This window comes from Pseudomonas sp. B21-056 (genome assembly GCF_026016325.1).
Lineage (GTDB): Bacteria > Pseudomonadota > Gammaproteobacteria > Pseudomonadales > Pseudomonadaceae > Aquipseudomonas.
The window spans coordinates 5,867,946-5,887,002 of the sequence record NZ_CP087203.1 but is presented as its reverse complement, the minus strand read 5'-3'; the positions used below and the strand labels follow the sequence as shown (position 1 = coordinate 5,887,002).

Sequence of the window (19,057 nt, the reverse complement as noted above, 5' to 3'; positions counted from 1 at the left end):
TCGCTTTCCAGGGAGCGCTTCGCACTCCAGCGGGAGCAAGCTCCCTCGCCACGGGTTTCCAGCCTGTGACAGATCAAGTCTCCACACAATCTCCACATTGCCCACATAAACAGCCCACACAGCGTCGCCAGACTCTCCCCATTCGAACAGGGAGAGCCCCACATGAACCGCAGCCTCGCCATAAAACTGGGCATGATCGCCCTATTGATTCTCTTGCTGATGATTCCGCTGTTGATGATCAACGGCCTCATCGACGAGCGCCAGGGCCTGCGCGATGGCGTGTTGGAGGAGATCGCCAGCAGCTCCAGCCACAGCCAGCAGCTCATCGGGCCGATGATTGTGGTGCCGTTTCGCAAGAACGTGCGGGTGTGGAATACCAACGAGAAGACCGGTGTCCGTTTCCTCGAAACCGTCGAGCAGAGCGGTGAGTTGTATTTCCTGCCGGAACAGTTCGAGCTCGACGGTCAGGTCCGGACCGAAACCCGTGCCCGGGGGATCTACGAGGCGCGGTTGTTCCATGCCGACAACCGGATCGATGGTCACTTCAAGGTGCCTGAGCGCTATGGCCTGGCGGCCAAGGATATAGCCGATTACCGCTTCGACGAACCGTACCTGAGCGTGGGCATCAGCGACATCCGTGGTATCGAGAATGCACTGACCCTGAAGCTCAACCAGCAGACGGTCGACTTCCTGCCCGGCTCGCGGGTCGGTTGGCTGGGGCAGGGGGTGCATGTGCCGTTGCCGATGGTCAACGCCCAGAACAGCGCCGACCTGATCTTCGGTTTCGACCTGAGCCTGCAAGGCACTGGCGAGTTGCAGATTCTGCCGGTGGGTAAAACCAGCAAAGTGCACTTGACCGCCGACTGGCCGCACCCGAGTTTCATCGGCAACTACTTGCCCATCAACCGCGACATCAATGAGAAGGGCTTCAGCGCCGACTGGCAGACCTCGTTCTTCTCGACCAACCTTGAAGAAGCGTTGCAGGACTGCGTATCGAGTGAGGGCTGTGAAACGTTCCGCAGTCGTGCCTTCGGCGTGAGCTTCATCGACCCGGTGGACCAGTACCTCAAGAGTGACCGGGCGATCAAATATGCATTGCTGTTCATCGCCCTGACCTTCGCCGGCTTCTTTCTGTTCGAAGTGCTCAAGAGCCTGGCGGTGCACCCGGTCCAATACGCCCTGGTGGGCGTGGCGCTGGCATTCTTCTACCTGTTGCTGCTGTCGCTGTCCGAGCATATCGGCTTTGCCCAGGCGTACCTGCTATCGGCCAGCGCCTGTGTGCTGTTGATCGGGTTCTATGTCTGCCATGTGCTGCGCAGCGTGAACCATGGCCTGGGCTTCTCGGCGGGGCTGGCGGCGCTGTATGCGTTGCTCTACGGCCTGTTGAGCGCTGAAGACTACGCACTGCTGATGGGTTCGCTGTTGCTGTTCGGCCTGCTGGGTGTGTTCATGGTGCTGACCCGCAAACTGGACTGGTACGGGGTCGGATCGAAGCCGGCGCCTGCCATGACCTTCGACCTGGGAGAGGTGAAATGAGCCGCTCGCTGGGGCTGCGGGAGGATCGGCGGGAGGGGGCGAGGCTGGTGGCGCTGATTGTCGGGTTGTTTCCTTTGGAACCGTGTCGGCCCTTTCGCGAGCAGGCTCCCACAGGGGCCGCGCGATCAAATGTGGGAGCGAGCCTGCTCGCAAATAGGCCGGTACCGCTGGCGAAGATCTAGATCCTGGGCACGGTAGCGACCATCGAAGGCCGCAAGCTCACCTCGGCAAACCACGCCGCCAGTTGCGGATGGGCCTTGCGCCATTCCAGGTCAGGATGGCGCAGGTCCAGGTAACCCAGGGCACAGGCGACGCTGATGGATGCCACGTCAAAATGGCAGGCCAGTTCGGCAATCGCCTCGGCCTCGAGCATGTCCAGGGCGCGGCGGATCTTGTCCCGTTGGGCATCGAGCCATTCGTCCCAGTGCTTCTCCACCGGGCGCAGGGCCGTTTCATAGCGGATCATCACCGCCGCATCCATGACCCCGTCGGCCAGGGAGGCCAGGGTCAGGCGTCGCCAGCGGGCTGCGCCGTCACGGGGGATCAGTGGGTTGCCGACGTGCTGGTGGTCGAGGTAGTCGAGGATGACACGGCTGTCGTGGATCACGCTGCCGTTGGCCAGGCGCAAGGCGGGGATCTTGCTCAGGGGATTATCGTCGATGAGGACCTGGTCCGGCTTGACGGGCGTGAGCTGGCTGAGTTGCAACCCCACGCGGTCCTGCTGGCCGGTTTCGTGCAGCAGCACCATGACTTTGCGAACGAAGGGCGAGGCGGGGTTGTGGAACAGCGTCATGCTGGGAACGGACATGGCAACGTCTCGATCAGGGGAGGATGTCGCGCAGCATAGCGCGTTCATCCAGGCGCAAGGCAGGGGCGACCGGGCCGCAACAGCCCGGTCTGTAGCTTGAATCAAGCGGCCGGTTGGAAGGCCTGCGGCTCCAGCGGTGCTGGCGTTGCCGGTTGTTGCTTGAGTTCCCGGGCGACGGTCCAGACGATGAATGCGGCAATCACGTCAAAAATCGCCAGCATCACGAACAGCGGGCTATAGCCGATTTTTGTCACCATCACGCCAAACAGCAGGGTGAAAGCCGCAGCGCCCAGGTAACCGAACATGCCACCCATGCCGGTGGCGGTAGCGACTTCATTCTTGCCGAACGAGTCGGAGGTGATGGCATACAACGCCCCGGACAGGGTCTGGTGGGCGAAGCCGCCGACGCACAGCAGGGCGATTGCCGTGTACGGACTGTCCACCAGGCCGATGCAGGCCGGGCCAACCATGCAGGATGCGCCGAACAGCAAGACCATCTTGCGCGAGGTGAACAACGACACCTTGCAGTATTTGTGGAAGAACGGGCTCAGGTAGCCGCCCAGCACACAGCCAAGGTCGGCGGCCAGGAACGGCAGCCAGGCGAACATCGCGATCTCCTTGATGTTCATGTGCCGCTCGGTCATCAGGTACAGCGGGATCCAGGCGTTGAAGGTCTGCCAGGCCGGCTCGGAGAGGATCCGGGCGCTGGCGATGGCGTAGAAGTTGCGGCTGGCGATGATCTTTTTCCAGCTGCCTTTTTTCGGGTTCGGTTCCTGGAAATGGGCTTCCTGGCCGCTGATGATGTAATCGCGTTCGGTGTCGCTCAGGCGCTTCTGGTCACGCGGGTGCTTGTAGAGGACCAGCCAGAGAAACGTCCAGGCGATGCCCAGGCCACCGACGATCAGGAACGCCAGTTCCCAGCCACTGTTCAGGATTGCCCAGACCACCAGCGGCGGTGCCAGCACGGCACCGATCGACGAGCCGATGTTGAACCAGCCGATGGCGACCGAACGTTCCTTGGCGGGAAACCATTCGGTCGAAGCCTTGACGGCGGCGGGCAGCCCGGCCGCTTCCGTCAGGCCCAGCAGGCCGCGGAAAAACGCCAGGCCTTGCCAGCCCGAGGCCATGGCTGCGGCGGCGCAGGCGATGGACCAGGCGAAGGCGAAAATGGCAAAACCCATCTTGGTGCCGATGGCATCGATGATGTAGCCGGCCACCGGCTGCATCAGCGCATAGCAGATCTGCCAGGCGACGACGATGTGGGAGTACTGCTCGGTGGAGATGCTCATTTCGCTCATCAGGGTCGGAGCGGCCACCGAGAGGGTATTGCGAGCCAGGTAGTTGACCATCAGGCCGGCCGTGACCAGGCCGACCATCCACCAGCGGATGCCTTTGATTTTCATCACTTCACCATCGATTATTTTTGGAGTTGGTGTCGCTGTTGTAGGTTGTCGTACAACATTCGCCTTTATATGAGTGCAAGGAATAATTTGTCAACAAATATGTCAAAGGTTGGGCGCTTTCTGGCACCCGAGGTGAGGTGGTCATCGTATGACTGGCAGTCGGAGGCCTGGACACTCGAGCGAATCAGCGGCGCGTAATCAATCCCCGCAGCGCCACGATGGAGGGGATGCCCAATCCCAGCCAGCTCACGGCGTCCCACAGGCCATCGCCGAGCAACGCGCTGAACAGCCCTGCGGCGCAAAGAGCGCCGATGGCCACGGGCATTGCGAAGACTTTCCAGAAACTCGACTGTCGAGGCTTCACGAGACGGCCTCCACGTCGACAGCCCCACGCCGGGTCGCTCTGCGCCGCACGATCCAAAGGTAAACGCCGCTGCCGAGGACGATGAGGGTCAGCACGTCCAGGGTCGCCCAGAAGATCTGCATCGGCCTGCCGCCGTAGTCGCCGAAGTGCAGCGGCAGGGACAGGCTCATCAGGTCCATGTACCACGGCCGTTCGGCCACGGCGGTGACTTCCAGAGTGCTGGCGTCGATGAGTACCGGTGTCAGCAGATGGGAGGTCAGGTGGGTACTGCCCTTCATGAACACGCCATAGTGGTGTGCGCTGGAAAACAAGGTGCCAGGGAAGGCAATGAAACTCGGCTCCATGCCGGGCGCGACGTCCCTGGCGATGTCCAGCAGGCGGGTGGCCGGTGCCAGTTGTGCCAGTGGCGCCGCGTGGCGGTAGGGTTCGACCATGGCACTGAGGCTGTCGTTGCGCCATGTGGCGATGATCAGGTCGGCGCAGGCGGCAATCACGCCGGTGACTCCCACCGTCAGCGCCCAGACCAGCGTGACCACGCCGATCAGGTTATGCAGGTCGAGCCAGCGCAGGCGTGGGGATTTGTCCTGGCGCACCGTGGCGAATTTCAATCGCCGCATGAACGGCAGGTACAGGACCACGCCGGACACGATGGCAATCACGAACAGCAACCCCATGAATGCCAGGAGCAATTTGCCTGGCAGCCCGGCGAACAGGTCCACATGCAGGCGCCGCATGACCATCATGAAGCCGCCATTGGCCGCAGGCGTCTCCAGGGCCTCGCCGGTACGGGCGTCGAGCATGAAGGTGTGGGAGGCATTGGGTTCGGTGCCCGGTGTCGGCGCCATGATGGTGAGGACACCGTTGGGCTCGTCCTCGTCCCAGCCAAAATACTGCACCACGTCACCCGGGCGATGGGCCTTGGCCTTTGCCACCAGTTGCTGAAGATCCAGCTGCGGCGTATCGGCGGGCATGTCCCGAAATTCCGGCGCATCGCCCAGCAGGTGCTCGATCTCGTGATGGAAAATCAGCGGCAACCCGGTGACTGCCAGCATCAGCAGGAACACGGTGCAGATCAGGCTGGACCACGTGTGGACGAAGGACCAGCGGCGGATGGTTTTGCTTTTCATGATGGGTCCGGATGCGGAAGGTTCATGCTGATGTAGCTAGGCCCAAGTTCAAGAATTATTGTGGCGAGGGGATAAATCCCCTCGCCACAAGTGCCCCTCAAAGATCTGCAAAGGCAAACCTGTTACCACTTGTAATTCACACTCGCGACCACGTTGCGTTGGTCGCCGTAGTAGCAATAGAAACCGTCGCAGGTGGAGAGGTAGTCCTTGTTGAAAATGTTCTTCGCGTCCACCGCCACCGATACCCCTTTGAGGGAACTGCTCACGCGCCCCAGGTCGTAATGGGCCGAGGCGTCGTAGACGGTGTAGGAGCCGACATGGCCCCAATCGGTGTTGGTGGTATTGCCGTAGGTGTCGCCGACATAGCGCACACCCGCGCCGACCCCGAAGCCATCGAGCGGGCCGTTGTGCCAGGTGTAGTCGGCCCACGCGGTGGCCTGGTTACGCGGCACCTGGGCCATGCGCTGGCCTTTCTCGGCTGCGGTGCCCTGGGTGATTTCGCTGTCGTTGTAGGTGTAGGAGCCGATCAGTTTCAGGTTGTCGGTGACGTCGCCGGAGGCTTCCAGTTCCAGGCCGCGTACCCGCACCTCACCGACCTGGCGAGTGATGCTGTTTTCAGTGACGGAGTTGTTTTTCTGGGTCAGGTCGAACACCGCCGCCGTCAGCAGGGTTTTGGTGCCGGGTGGCTGGTACTTGATACCCACTTCGTACTGTTCGCCTTCGGTCGGCTTGAACGCATCGGTGCTGTTGACGTTGGTACCGGCCGCCGCCTGGAAGGATTGGGCGAAGGAAATGTACGGTGTTACGCCGTTGTCGAAGACGTAACTCAATGCCGCGTTGCCGCTGAATTTCTTGTCGCGCTGGGTATTGGTGGCATCGTTCTGGTTGTGGAAGACAGTGCCGGTGTGAATCCAGTCCTCACGACCGCCGAGGGTCAGGCGCCAGTTGTCCAGAGCTATCTGGTCCTGGACGTAGAGGCCGGTCTGCTGGGTCTTCTGGTTGTAGTCATACATGGTGAAGTACTGGACGTTGGAAAAATCCTGCCCATAGATTGGGTTGTTGATGTTGGTGGTCGGGACGCCCGTGGAACCCCATTTCCAGCGCGAATTGCTGTTGGAGCGCTGATGGTCCAGGCCAAGCAACAGCGTGTGGTCCAGGGCGCCGGTCTGGAAGTCCGCCTGGAAATTGTTGTCCACGGCGAACTGGCTGATGTCTTCGTCAACGATACCGGCGCTGCGCTTGACGGTGCCGTCGGCGCTCACGGCTTCGTCGGGCCCCGCCGGGAAGAACGATCCGCCCGCAGTGAGACCCTGGAATTCCAGGTCGCTCTTGGTGTAGCGCAGGTTCTGGCGGAACTGCCAGGTGTCGTTGAAGCGATGTTCAAAGGCATAGCCGAGGGCGTAGTAGGTGCGGTCGTAGAATTCCCAGTCCGGATCGCCGAGGTTCTTGTGGTGGGAAATCCTGCCGGCCGGCGACGCCAGTTTGGTGCCCTGCAATGGCAGGAATTGCCCGGTGATGCCGGTGTCGTCGCGGGTGTACTGGGACAGCAAGGTCAGGCGGGTGTCGTCATTGATGTTCCAGGTCAGGCTCGGGGCGATGTTGTAGCGCTTGTCCGGGATGTGATCGACCTGGGCATTGCTGTCGCGCACGGTGCCGCTGAGCCGATAGAGGAACTGACCTTCGTCATCGATGTTGCCGGTGCTGTCGAAGTTGATCTGTTTGTGTTCGTAGCTGCCGGCCTGCAACTCGACTTCGTGGCTGCTCTCGGCTTGCGGGCGCCGGCTGACCATGTCGAGCATGCCGCCGGGTGGCGTCTGGCCGTAGACCGACGATGCCGGGCCGCGCAGCACGGCGATGCGCTCCAGGTTCCAGGGCTCGATTTTCGGCGTGATGTAGTTGCCCTTGGGCAGCGGCAGGCCATCGAGGAACTGGGTCGGCACGAAACCGCGCACCAGCAGCCAGTCGTTACGCGAGTCCGAGCCGTAGCCGCTGCTCTGCACCCCGGCGGTGTAGCGCAGGGCGTCGTTGAGGTTGAGGACCGAGCGATCCTCCATTTGCTGGCGCGTCACCACCGAGACCGAGCGCGGCAGTTCGACGATCGGCGTATCGGTCTTGGTGCCCGCGGCGGTGCGGGTGGCCGCATAGCTCTCGCTCGGACCCCAGGCGCTTTCGCTCAGGCCGGCGCCGATCACGCTGGTTTCCGGCAGGGCCATGACACCTTCGGGTATCGCCACCAGGCTGTAGGTGCCAGTGCCGCTCTGTTGCAGTTGCAAACCGGTGCCGCGCAGGGCTTCACGCAATGCGCCCGTGGCATCGAACTGGCCCTGGACCGGGGCCGAGGTTTTGCCTGCGGCCAGCGCTGGATTCAGGCTCAGGGCGAGGCCGGCCTGGCTGGCGATCTGGTTCAGGGTGCTGGCCAGTGACGCGACGGGCAGGTTGTAAGTGCGCACGCTGGACGCCTGCTCGGCCGCCAGCAGCGGGCCGCTGACCAACGGGACGGTAAGGACGATGGCGATGGCCAACAGGCTGGGGCGCAACAAGGTGTCTAGCGGGCGGGACATACGCGGCTCCTGAATGAAAATATTTCTCAATTGCCTGGATGCCGGATGAAAATTGAAAAGTGATAGGGGGGGATGAAAATAATCTGGATTCAGGATTCAGGATTCAGGATTCAGGATTCAGGATTCAGGATTCAGGATTCAGGATTCAGGATTCAGATCGGAAGACCAGCTCCATTTTTTGCGGGGCTGATGGCCCCTTCGCGAGCAGGCTCGCTCCCACAATGGATCTGCGCACACCCATCAATGTGGGAGCGAGCCTGCTCGCGAAGGCGATCTCACGGGTATCCATCTATCGGGCCTTGGTTTCGGTCCGGGGTTGCACCACCACCCACCACCGCGTGCGATGCTCGATCTGCACCGGCAAGGTCGGCAGCAACGCGCTCAGGGCCAGGTCGGTGTCGTGCAGCGGGAAGCTGCCGGTGATGCGCAAGTCCGCCACGTTTGGCTCGACGCCCAGGTAGCCGCGCCGATAGCGCCCCAGCTCATGCACCAGATCTTCAAGGCGCGCGTTGTCTACCACCAGCATGCCCCGGGTCCAGGCATCGGCGCCGGGGCTCAGGGCCAGGGTGGGGCCGAGGCCGTCACGGCGCATCAGCACTTGCTGGCCTTCGCGCAAGATCTGTTCTTGTTCCGTCGCCTGCGGATGGGCGGCTACGGCGGATTTCAACACGCTCAGGCGAGTGCCGTCGTCCTCGCGCTTGACCAGGAACCGTGTGCCCAAGGCACGCAGGCTGCCTTCGCGGGTTTCAACGATGAACGGACGCGGGTCGTTGTGGCCGGTCTCCACCAGGATCTCGCCTTCCTGGAGCACAACGCGGCGTTGTTTTTCGTCGAAACGCACGTCGAGGGCACTGTGGGTGTTGAGGTTGATCAGCGTGCCGTCGGCCAGGCGCAGGGTGCGCTGCTCGCCGGTGGCGGTGCGTTGATCGGCCAGCCAGTAGTCCAGCGGCAGGTAACGTTCACCGGCAAACAATGCCAGGCCGATGACCGCGACAATACTGGCCAGGCCGCTGCCCACCTTGCGTAGCCGGCGTCGGATACTCACCCGCGATTGCAACAGCGCGGCCCGCGCCGGTCCGTTGGCGACGCTGAAGCGCTGGTCGAGCATGCCCAACTGTCGCCAGGCCCGGGCATGTTCTTCGTCGGCGGCGTGCCAGCGGGCGAACGCTTCGCGCTCCTGGGTGCTGGCGCTGCCGGCGTCCAGCGACAACTGCCAGGCAATGGCGGCATCCAGTACGCCGGCCGAGACCGGTCTGGAAGGGGCCGGGCTCATGTCGGCTCCCCATAGAGTGCGATGTAGCACTGTCGGATGCCCTGGGCCAGATACTGGCGCACCCGCGGCACCGAAACCCCCAGGCGCCTGGCGATTTCGGCGTGGCCGAGGCCGTCGAGCCGGTTGTACAGGAACGCGGCGCGGGCCTTGCTCGACAGCTTGCCGAGCAGGCGATCGATCTGCCTGAGGTCTTCGAGGATCAATTGCTGTTCTTCCAGCGACGGCTGTTCGCCTTCGGGAATCAGCATCAGTTCGGTGAGGTAAGCCTGCTCCAGGGCTGCCCGACGGAAATAGTCGAACAACAGGCCTTTGGCGATGGCCACCAGGAATGCCCGGGGCTCGCGGGGTGTCGTCAGTTCATCACGGCCGAGCAGGCGCACGAACGTGTCCTGGCTCAAATCCTCGGCCCGTTGTGGGCAGGCCACATTGCGCCGCAACCAGGCCAATAGCCAACCGCGATGGTCACGGTACAACGCACCAACCAGATCGTTGTGGGGGCTAGGAACTGACGACACGGAGCATCACCGATGTTTTAAGTAACGAGAATTGTTCGCGATTGTGGCAGAGGCGGGGGCGGGAATGCAATTGGTCTGGTCGGGATGATCGAGTTTGGAAACTGTGGGAGCGAGCCTGCTCGCGATAGCAGTCTGTCATTCAACCTTGATGTCGACTGATATACCGCTGTCGCGAGCAGGCTCCCACAGGGTAGGGTGTTCATCGCCAGGGGAATTCAGATCGAAGGCGCCTGCTGCCGCCGCTTCCACTGCCCCAGGCACTGTTGCAGGTTGAGTGGGCTGTGGATCTGTTGCTGGCGGGCGCGACTGAACAGGATCAATGCCAGCTCGGCCGTGGCCAGGGCGTCGGCGTTGGCGTTGTGACGATCGACGACTTGCAGCTTGAACGCGTCGATCCAGTCGTCCAGGCCCGCCTTGCGTAACCCTGCCTGGGGGCAGAGCATCGGCGCCAGGTCGGCGACGTCGAGGAACGGGTGCTGCAAGCGATAGCCCAGGTAGTCTTTCAGTGCGCGTCCGAGCATGTGGGCATCGAAGGGCGCATGGAAGGCCAGCAGCGGGCTGTCGCCGACGAATTCCATGAACCCCAACAGTGCTTCGGCCGGGTCGCTGCCGGCGGCGATTGCGCTCGGTGCCAGGCCATGAATCAACACACTCGGTCCGAGCTTCTGCTTTTCGCATTGCAAGGTGCGCTCGAACTGTTGGCTGAAATCGATAGCGCCGTCTTCGATCACCACCGCGCCGATGGACAGCACCTGATCCTTGTTCAGATTCAGGCCGGTGGTTTCCAGGTCCACCACGACCCAGCGCTGCTCCCGCAAACTGCGCTCATCCAGGGGCGAGGGCGGTGACAGCTTGTCCAGGCGTCGCTGCAACGCGTCCGGCAACGTCGGCTGAGCCGGGCGCAACCAGGAAAACAGGTTCATAGCTGATACCTCAACGTCAGGCTGCTTTGCAGGCGTTGGGCCTGGCGCAGGGATTCACGCAGGATCCGTCGATCCAGGTGATTGAGGCTGTCGGGGTCGACGCGGTTGGAATAGGGCAGGTTCTCCCGGGTCTGCAATTGGTGTTGCTGCATACGGGTCTGCTGGATGAAGTGGTAGGCCTCTTCATAGGCTGCGCCATCCAGGGGTTCGATCACTTCCCTGGCGACCAGTTGCCGTAGGCGTTCGAGGGTGTTGTTGGCCTCGATGCCGTTGGCCAGCGCCAGCAGGCGGGCGCCGTCGACAAAAGGCGTCAGGCCCTGCACTTTCAAATCCAGGGTGGCCTTCTCGCCGTTCTTGCGGCTCAGCACGAAATCCCGGAAACGCCCGACCGGCGGACGATGACGCAGTGCATTCTCGGCCATCATGCGCTGGAACAGACGGTTGTCGCCCACCTGATCGAGGATCTGCCGGCGCAACTGCTCGCAGCCTTGCTCATCGCCCCAGACCACCCGCAGGTCGAAGTAGATGCTCGAGCCCAGCAGGTTTTCCGGCGTCGCTTCGCGAATGAACGCGGCAAAGCGCCGGGACCATTCGGCGCGGGACAGGCACAGCTCCGGGTTGCCGGCCATGATGTTGCCCTTGCACAACGTGAAGCCGCACAGCGCCAGGCTCTGGTTGATCTGTTGGGCGATGGGTAGCAGCAGGCCGCGGATCTGCGCCGCATGGGCCGCATCCCGGGCCTCGAACAGGATGCCGTTGTCCTGGTCGGTGTGCAGCGTCTGCTCGCGCCGGCCTTCACTGCCGAAGCACAGCCAACTGAACGGCACCCCCGGATCGCCTTTCTCCGCCAGGGTCAACTCGATGACCCGGCTCACGGTGTGGTCGTTGAGCAGGGTGATGATGTGGGTGATCTGGGTCGACGACGCGCCATGGGCCAGCATGCGTTCCACCAGTTGGCCGATTTCGCCCCGCAGGACCACCAGATTTTCCACCCGGGGGGCGCTGCGAATGGTCCGGGCCAGGTGCACCAGGTCGACTCGCTGCAGGGAAAACAGATCGCGTTCCGACACCACGCCACACAGACGCTGTTCCTTGACCAGGCAGACATGGGCAATGTGGCGCTCGGTCATGGCGATGGCCGCGTCGAAGGCGCTGTGGTCCGGCGAAAGAAAAAACGGTGCCTGGGTCATGTGCGCCGCGATGGCCTGGGAAAAATCCCCGGAACCGTCGGCCACCACATGCCGGAGGTCGCGCAGGGTAAAAATCCCCAGGGGCGCCTTGTGGTCGTCCACCACCACGATGCTGCCGACCTGCTGTTCGTGCATCAGCTTCACGGCTTCGCGCAGGGGTGTGTCAGGGCCGCAACTCACCGGATGCCGCATCGCCAACTCACCCAGCCGCGTGTTCAGGGAATATTGAGTACCGAGGGTCTGCGCGGATTTTTGCTGGACCTGCTGGTTGACCTGGTCGAGCAGGCTGCTGACCCCGCGCAGGGCGAAATCGCGAAACGGGCCGGACAAAGCGAACAACTTGATGAAGGCCTGCTTGTTCAATTGCAGGCAGAACGTGTCCTCGCCGGCCCGGTGCTCGGTGCGCGTGGCCCTTTCCCCCAGCAAGGCGGCGAGGGGAAAGCATTCGCCGGTGGTGATTTCGAAAGTGGTCTCGGTGCCACCCTTGGCCGAATGCGGGCGTTCACCCACCACCCGGCCCTGCTTGACGACGTAGAAGTGTTCCACCGGACCGTCGGCCGGTTTGATGATGGTTTCGCCCGGAGCGTAGAAGCGCAGCAGGCATTGTTCGACCAGATAGGCCAGGTGAGCATTTTCCATCTGGTTGAACGGGGGAAAGCGCTGAAGAAACTGCAGCGTCCCCTGGATGTTCTGCAACACTGCGGTTTTCCCTGCCTGGATGAAGGCGTCCGCTTTTTTCATAACCATTGCGCAATCTTTTTTGAATTGTTGTGGTCGGATCTGTTCCCCATGGTCGACCTCTGAAGGGGGAGTGCCCATTGGACGTAAGTCTAGGTTCCTGCAAAGGGGCTGGACCTGCGGAAAAGTCCGGCGCGAGGCCTTGAAAAAATCTTCACTGAATTTTCTTGGAAAAAAATCCGACGAAGTGCACATTGAAGCGCTGCCGAACGATGTCTGACCACTGTGCCAGGGGATCGATTTAAGAACATAGAGAGCACCATGTCCGACCACGATATTTTGAGTGACGCCGAGCGCGAAGCGTTGAGTGCCGTCATGCTGGAGCCTGATCTGCCGCCGCAGCGGGTCTTGATCGTCGATGACGACAAGGACGCCCGCGAGCTGCTGTCGGAAATCCTGGCGTTGGACGGTATCCACTGCATGACCGCCGCCAGTGGCGAAACTGCGCTCAAGATGCTGGAAACCAAGCCGTCGATCGGCCTGCTGATCACTGACCTGCGCATGGGCAATGTCGATGGCCTGGAGCTGATCCGCCTGATCCGCGAGTCGGAGCGGGCCGCGCTGCCGATCATCATCGTGTCCGGCGACGCCGACGTGAAGGACGCCATCGAGGCGATGCACCTGAGCGTGGTGGACTTTTTGCTCAAACCCATCGATACGGAGAAGTTGCTGGGGCTGGTCAAGCGCGAGTTGGGGATGGATCTCTAGCCTGTAGCGATCGTTCCCACGCTCCGCGTGGGAATGCAGCCTGGGACGCTCCGCGTCCCGAAGAGCCGAACGCGGAGCGTCCGTTGCGGCATCCCCACGCGGAGCGTGGGGACGATCGGTCTGCACGGCAAACAAAAAAGGCCCTGATCGCAAGATCAGGGCCTTCCTCATTTATCGCTACCGCTCAATCACAACCCATTGGCTGCCTTGAACTCGCGACGACGACGGTGCAGCACCGGCTCGGTGTAGCCGTTGGGCTGCCGGGTGCCTTCGATCACCAGCTCGACCGCTGCCTGGAAGGCGATATTGCGGTCGAAGTCCGGTGCCAGCGGACGGTACAGCGGGTCGCTGGCGTTCTGGCGATCCACCACTGGCGCCATGCGCTTGAGGCTTTCCATCACCTGATCCTGCGTGACGATGCCGTGGCGCAGCCAGTTGGCGATATGCTGGCTGGAGATGCGCAGCGTCGCACGGTCTTCCATCAGGCCGATGTCGTTGATGTCCGGCACCTTGGAGCAACCGACGCCCTGGTCGATCCAGCGCACCACGTAGCCGAGGATGCCCTGGGCATTGTTGTCCAACTCGTTCTTGATCTGCTCCGGCGTCCAGCCCGGGTTGACCGCCAGCGGGATGGTCAGGATGTCATCCACCGAGGCGCGGGTCCGCTTGGCCAGTTCGGCCTGGCGGGCGAACACATCGACCTTGTGGTAATGCAGCGCATGCAACGCGGCAGCGGTCGGCGATGGAACCCATGCGGTGTTGGCGCCGGCCATCGGATGGGCGATTTTCTGCTCGAGCATCGCCGCCATCAGGTCCGGCATGGCCCACATACCCTTGCCGATCTGCGCACGGCCTTGCAGGCCGGTGCTCAGGCCGATGTCGACGTTCCAGTTTTCGTAGGCGGCGATCCACTTCTCGGCTTTCATGTCGGCCTTGCGCACCATCGGCCCGGCTTCCATCGAGGTGTGGATTTCGTCGCCGGTGCGGTCCAGGAATCCGGTGTTGATGAACACCACGCGCTCGCTGGCGGCCTTGATGCAGGCCTTGAGGTTGACCGTGGTCCGGCGCTCCTCGTCCATGATCCCGACCTTGAGGGTGTTGCGCGGCAGGTTCAGCACGTCTTCGACGCGACCGAACAGTTCGTTGGTGAACGCGGCTTCTTCCGGGCCGTGCATCTTCGGCTTGACGATGTACACCGAGCCGGTACGGCTGTTGCGGCGCGAGGTGTTGCCGTTGAGGCTATGGATCGCCGCCAGGCTGGTGACCAGGCCATCGAGGATGCCTTCCGGCACTTCGTTGCCGTCTTTGTCGAGGATCGCGTCGATGGTCATCAGGTGACCGACGTTGCGCACGAACAACAGCGAGCGACCGTGCAGCGTCAGGCTCGAACCGTCGACGGCGGTGTACGCGCGGTCGGGGTTCATGGTGCGGGTAAACGTCTGACCGCCCTTGGCGACCTGTTCCGACAGATCGCCTTTCATCAGGCCGAGCCAGTTGCGGTAGATCACCACCTTGTCATCGGCATCGACGGCGGCGACCGAGTCTTCGCAGTCCATGATGGTGGTCAGTGCGGCTTCCATCAGGATGTCTTTGACGCCGGCGGCGTCGGTCTGGCCGACCGGAGTGCTGGCATCGACCTGGATTTCGAAATGCAGGCCGTTGTGCTTCAGCAGAACCGCGGTGGGGGCCGAGGCGTCGCCCTGGAAGCCGATCAGTTGGGCATCGTCACGCAGGCCGCTGTTGCTGCCGCCCTTGAGTGCGACCACCAGTTTGCCGTCGACGATCTTGTAGGCGGTGGAATCGACGTGGGAACCGGCTGCCAGGGGCGCCGCTTCGTCGAGGAAGGCGCGGGCGAAGGCAATGACCTTGTCGCCACGAACCTTGTTGTAGCCTTTGCCCTTCTCCGCGCCATCGGCTTCGCTGATGGCGTCGGTGCCGTACAGTGCGTCGTACAACGAACCCCAGCGGGCGTTCGAGGCGTTGAGAGCGAAACGGGCATTCATCACCGGCACTACCAACTGCGGGCCGGCCATGCGGGCGATTTCGTCATCGACGTTTTGGGTCGTAGCCTGGAAATCCGCCGCTTCTGGCAGCAGGTATCCAATGTCTTGCAGGAAGGCTTTGTAAGCCACGGCATCAAAGGCCTGGCCGGCCTTCGACTGGTGCCAGGCATCGATCCGAGCCTGGAAATCATCGCGTTTGGCGAGTAGGGCTTTGTTCTTCGGCGCCAGGTCGTGGATGACCTTGTCGGCACCGGCCCAGAACTGGTCGGCGGTCAGACCGGTACCGGGAATGGCTTCGTTGTTCACGAAGTCGAACAGGACTTTGGCGACCCGAAGGCCACCGACTTGAACGTGTTCAGTCATTGCTTGCCTCACTCTGCTCAGCTATTTCGCTTTTCAGCTCTTCGATTTTGACAATGAAGCCTTTGGACATTTAAACCACAAACCCCGGTACCAGTACATGCCATCGCTGGCGGCTGGGTGGGACCTATCATGGGCGTTAAGCCTTGCTGACGGGGCTTTCAGGGATGCGACTGCGCCTTAAGCAGACATCGGTCCAACATTATGTAGTGCGCGCTGCGGCATACTACATGAACGGTTGCGGTTGTGAAAATTAGACTAATTGCGTCGTTCCGCGACCGACTAAAGCAGTACAGTCACGACGAGAGACAGGATGTTCTCAAAAAATATAGGGATTGTTCCAGATAAATATAATGACTTGTACACGATTGTTGGCTTGGGGATCGAGAAATGAACAGAAGCGACCGCCGGGCGTAGGAGCTGTCGAGTGCAACGAGGCTGCGATCTTTCCACTACCAATTGAGTCAAGAGCGGAAATCAAAATCAAAATATCGCAGCCTCGTTGCACTCGACAGCTCCTGCACAGCTCCTACACAGCACCTACACACAGCGCCTGCCACAGGATTTTTGTGCACTGCCTATACTCTTTCTTCCATCACAAGAGGGCTGCGCCATGGACCATCTCGTCATCACCGTTTTCGCCCCGGACAAACCCGGGCAGGTCGAGCGCATCGCCCAATGCATTGCCGAGCACGGCGGTAACTGGCTGGAAAGCCGCATGTCGCATCTGGCCGGGCAATTTGCCGGGATACTGCGCCTCGGTGTCCCGGCCGAATCCCATGAAGAGCTGATCGAAGCCTTGCAGGGGCTGTCGAGCCACGGCATTCGCGTGCTCATCGCGGAGAGCACGATCGAGGAGTCTTGCAGTTGGAAACCGATCGCCATGGAGCTTGTGGGTAACGACCGTCCCGGCATCGTGCGGGACATCACCCGGTTGTTGAGTGAGCAGGGGGTCAATGTCGAGCGTCTGGTGACCCATGTCGGGCCGGCGCCGATGAGCAGCGAATTGCTGTTTCACGCCGAAGCCATCCTGGGCGTGCCGCTGACCTTGTCGCTGGACACCTTGCAGGAACGCCTGGAAACCCTGGCCGACGAATTGATGGTAGAACTTAAGCTCAGCGATGAGGCGTGACGCGGTTATCCAAGGAAAAACTGCCCCTGCCTGTGGATAACCTGTAGAGACCCGACGCCAGCCCAGGCCCGGCGTGCCTTTGCCGGCGATGATCAAAAATCGCCAGTTTTCAAGGGCTTGTGCACAAACGGCGGGGATGACGCTGTGGATAACCTTGGGGCGGATCAACACAGGCCACGTCAGGCGTGGCCTGTAGAGGGTTGTACGATTTTTGATCAGTTACGCCAGCGCATACTGATCACAGCATCGACGCTGTACACCGCAAGCCCGGCCCAGATGAACAGGAACGCCACCAAGGTGCTGGACGACAGATGCTCGCCAAACAGCAGCACCGCCAGCAGCAGTACCAATGTTGGTGCGATGTACTGGAGAAATCCCAGTGTGGTGTAAGGCAAATGCCGGGCGGCGGCGTTGAAGCACACCAGCGGGACCAGCGTCACCGGGCCGGCCGCTATCAGCCACCAGGCTTCGGAGGTGGTCCAGAAGGCTGCCTGGGCACTGGTGGCCGTCGGGTTGAACAGCAACCAGGCTATGGCAATCGGCACCAGCATCCAGGTTTCCACCACCAGCCCCGGCAAGGCTTTGACCGGAGCCTGTTTGCGAATCAAGCCATAGAAGCCGAAGGTCAACGCCAACGCCAGCGACACCCACGGCAGGCTGCCGACCTGCCAGACCTGCTGCGCCACGCCAACCGCCGCCAACCCCACCGCCAGCCACTGCATGCGCCGCAGCCGTTCGCCCAGGATCAGCATTCCCAGCAGCACATTCACCAGCGGGTTGATGTAGTAACCCAGGCTGGCTTCGAGCATGCGGCCGTTGTTCACCGCCCAGACGTAGATCAGCCAATTGGCCGCGATCAATGTGCCGCTCAGGGCCAGGATCGCGAAACGACGCGGATTGTCCCGCAGCTCGCGCCACCAGCCCGGGTGTTTCCAGACCATCAGCAACGCCGCGCCGAACAGCGCCGACCACAGTGCCCGATGGATGATGATCTCCACGGCCGGCACGCTGGCGATGGCTTTGAAATAGATGGGGAACAAGCCCCAGATGATGTAGGCACTCAGGCCCAGGATGTACCCGCGACGCGGGTTGGCGGCTTGCATGCAGAATCCTTGCTTAGGCAGCTAACAAAGGGGTGATTGTAAGTAGATTTGTCAGGTTGGGGGTGAACCATGTAAGCGATAACGCAAATCCCCTTGTGGGAGCGAGCCTGCTCGCGATGGCGGTGTGTCAGTTGGCAGCTATTTGGACTGATGCTCCGTCATCGCGAGCAGGCTCGCTCCCACAGGGACTTGTGGTGATAGTTGGACTGCGGTCTTCAGAACAACTTCAACGGTTCTTCATCGAGCGCCGCCAGTTGCTCGCGCAACGCCAATACCTGATCACCCCAATAACGTTCGCTGCCGAACCACGGGAAGCTGCGGGGGAACGCCGGATCGTCCCAGCGCCGGGCCAGCCAGGCGCTGTAGTGCATCAGGCGCAGGGCGCGCAGGGGCTCGATCAGTGCCAATTCCCGTGGGTCGAAGTCATGAAACTCCTGGTAGCCGTCCATCAATTCCGATAACTGCCCCAGGCATGCCTGGCGATCGCCGGCGAGCATCATCCACAAATCCTGCACCGCCGGGCCCATGCGGCAGTCGTCGAGGTCGACGATGTGGAACACCTCGTCGCGGCACATCATGTTGCCCGGGTGGCAGTCACCGTGCATGCGGATGTTCTGGTGAGGCGTGGCAGCGTAGGCGTCTTCGACACGCTTGAGCAGATCCCTTGCCACCGACTCGTAGGCCGGCAGCAGGCTGCGGGGTACGAAACCGCTTTCCAGCACGGTGGCCAGCGAGTCATGGCCAAAGTTCTTCACGGCCAGGGCTTCGCGATGTTCGAACGGACGGCTGGCGCCTACCGCATGCAGGCGCCCGAGCAATTGTCCGAGGCGATAGAGCTGGTCGAGGTTGCCCGGCTCTGGTGCCCGACCACCGCGACGGGGAAACAGGGTGAAACGAAACCCGGCGTGCTCGTGCAGGCTGGCGCCATTGTGGATCAGCGGCGCCACCACCGGCACTTCGCAATCAGCCAGTTCGAAGGTGAAGCGGTGCTCTTCGAGGATCGCTTCGTTGGTCCAGCGCTGGGGGCGATAGAACTTGGCGATCAGCGGCTCGGCGTCTTCGATGCCGACCTGATAGACGCGGTTTTCGTAGCTGTTGAGGGCCAGCACCCGGGCGTCGCTGAGGAAACCGATGCTCTCTACGGCATCGAGCACCAGGTCGGGGGTGAGGGTTTCGAACGGATGAGACATGCTGACTCCTGCGCAGCGGCAGGGCTGCCGCGTCCGGCCCAGCATGGTAGCGCAGACGGAGGCAGATAGGTGGTGGCTGTGCTGAAGCCATCGCGAGCAGGCTCGCTCCCACAGTGGATCTTC

The 19,057-nt window shown here is 61.9% G+C and carries 15 protein-coding genes; 3 read left to right on the top strand and 12 right to left on the bottom strand.

The features are described from left to right. Nucleotides 1-162 precede the first annotated feature (162 nt). The gene (gene creD / locus LOY67_RS25790) at nt 163-1,536 is read left to right on the top strand and encodes a cell envelope integrity protein CreD (protein ID WP_265064982.1); all 1,374 of its coding nucleotides are present in this window, start codon (nt 163-165) and stop codon (nt 1,534-1,536) included. Nucleotides 1,537-1,714: 178 nt separating this feature from the next. Here creD and LOY67_RS25785 read toward each other — a convergent pair whose 3' ends face one another. The 9 genes from LOY67_RS25785 to LOY67_RS25745 form a co-directional block, all read right to left on the bottom strand. Then, nucleotides 1,715-2,344, bottom strand: coding sequence for a glutathione S-transferase (locus tag LOY67_RS25785; protein ID WP_265064981.1), 630 nt, complete (start codon nt 2,342-2,344; stop codon nt 1,715-1,717). Between the two features lie 101 nt (nt 2,345-2,445). Next, on the bottom strand, nt 2,446-3,747 hold the full coding sequence (locus LOY67_RS25780) for an MFS transporter (RefSeq protein ID WP_265064980.1): 1,302 nt from the start codon (nt 3,745-3,747) through the stop codon (nt 2,446-2,448). A 184-nt stretch (nt 3,748-3,931) separates the two neighbouring features. After that, entirely contained in the window at nt 3,932-4,111 is a 180-nt protein-coding gene (locus LOY67_RS25775) for a hypothetical protein (protein ID WP_265064979.1), read from the bottom strand. Next, nucleotides 4,108-5,238: a PepSY-associated TM helix domain-containing protein gene (locus LOY67_RS25770; RefSeq protein ID WP_265064978.1), complete on the bottom strand. Its 1,131-nt coding sequence runs from the start codon at nt 5,236-5,238 to the stop codon at nt 4,108-4,110. The genes LOY67_RS25775 and LOY67_RS25770 overlap by 4 nt, the downstream gene beginning before the upstream one ends. A gap of 122 nt (nt 5,239-5,360) precedes the next feature. Further along, the gene (locus LOY67_RS25765; protein ID WP_265064977.1) at nt 5,361-7,799 is read right to left on the bottom strand and encodes a TonB-dependent siderophore receptor; all 2,439 of its coding nucleotides are present in this window, start codon (nt 7,797-7,799) and stop codon (nt 5,361-5,363) included. A 289-nt stretch (nt 7,800-8,088) separates the two neighbouring features. Beyond that, nucleotides 8,089-9,072: a FecR domain-containing protein gene (locus tag LOY67_RS25760; protein ID WP_265064976.1), complete on the bottom strand. Its 984-nt coding sequence runs from the start codon at nt 9,070-9,072 to the stop codon at nt 8,089-8,091. Continuing rightward, complete coding sequence (locus LOY67_RS25755) at nt 9,069-9,587, bottom strand: RNA polymerase sigma factor (RefSeq protein ID WP_265064975.1); 519 nt, start codon at nt 9,585-9,587, stop codon at nt 9,069-9,071. Before LOY67_RS25755 ends, LOY67_RS25760 begins: the two co-directional genes overlap by 4 nt. A gap of 215 nt (nt 9,588-9,802) precedes the next feature. Further along, a complete protein-coding gene (locus LOY67_RS25750; protein ID WP_265064974.1) occupies nt 9,803-10,510 on the bottom strand; it encodes a PolC-type DNA polymerase III in 708 nt (235 codons plus the stop codon). Beyond that, entirely contained in the window at nt 10,507-12,447 is a 1,941-nt protein-coding gene (locus LOY67_RS25745; protein WP_265064973.1) for a putative nucleotidyltransferase substrate binding domain-containing protein, read from the bottom strand. Before LOY67_RS25745 ends, LOY67_RS25750 begins: the two co-directional genes overlap by 4 nt. 252 nt (nt 12,448-12,699) lie before the next feature. Between LOY67_RS25745 and LOY67_RS25740 the strand changes: the two genes are divergently transcribed. Next, nucleotides 12,700-13,146, top strand: a complete 447-nt coding sequence (locus tag LOY67_RS25740; protein ID WP_265064972.1) for a response regulator — start codon at nt 12,700-12,702, stop codon at nt 13,144-13,146. Between the two features lie 188 nt (nt 13,147-13,334). Here LOY67_RS25740 and LOY67_RS25735 read toward each other — a convergent pair whose 3' ends face one another. Next, nucleotides 13,335-15,512, bottom strand: coding sequence for a malate synthase G (locus LOY67_RS25735; RefSeq protein ID WP_265064971.1), 2,178 nt, complete (start codon nt 15,510-15,512; stop codon nt 13,335-13,337). Nucleotides 15,513-16,122: 610 nt separating this feature from the next. Here LOY67_RS25735 and LOY67_RS25730 point away from each other — a divergent pair. Continuing rightward, nucleotides 16,123-16,641: a glycine cleavage system protein R gene (locus tag LOY67_RS25730; protein ID WP_265064970.1), complete on the top strand. Its 519-nt coding sequence runs from the start codon at nt 16,123-16,125 to the stop codon at nt 16,639-16,641. A 215-nt stretch (nt 16,642-16,856) separates the two neighbouring features. Here LOY67_RS25730 and rarD read toward each other — a convergent pair whose 3' ends face one another. Next, nucleotides 16,857-17,744 (bottom strand): EamA family transporter RarD, encoded by an 888-nt coding sequence (gene rarD, locus LOY67_RS25725; RefSeq protein ID WP_265064969.1) that lies wholly within the window; start codon nt 17,742-17,744, stop codon nt 16,857-16,859. Between the two features lie 215 nt (nt 17,745-17,959). Continuing rightward, nucleotides 17,960-18,934 (bottom strand): serine/threonine protein kinase, encoded by a 975-nt coding sequence (locus LOY67_RS25720; RefSeq protein ID WP_265064968.1) that lies wholly within the window; start codon nt 18,932-18,934, stop codon nt 17,960-17,962. Nucleotides 18,935-19,057 lie beyond the last annotated feature (123 nt).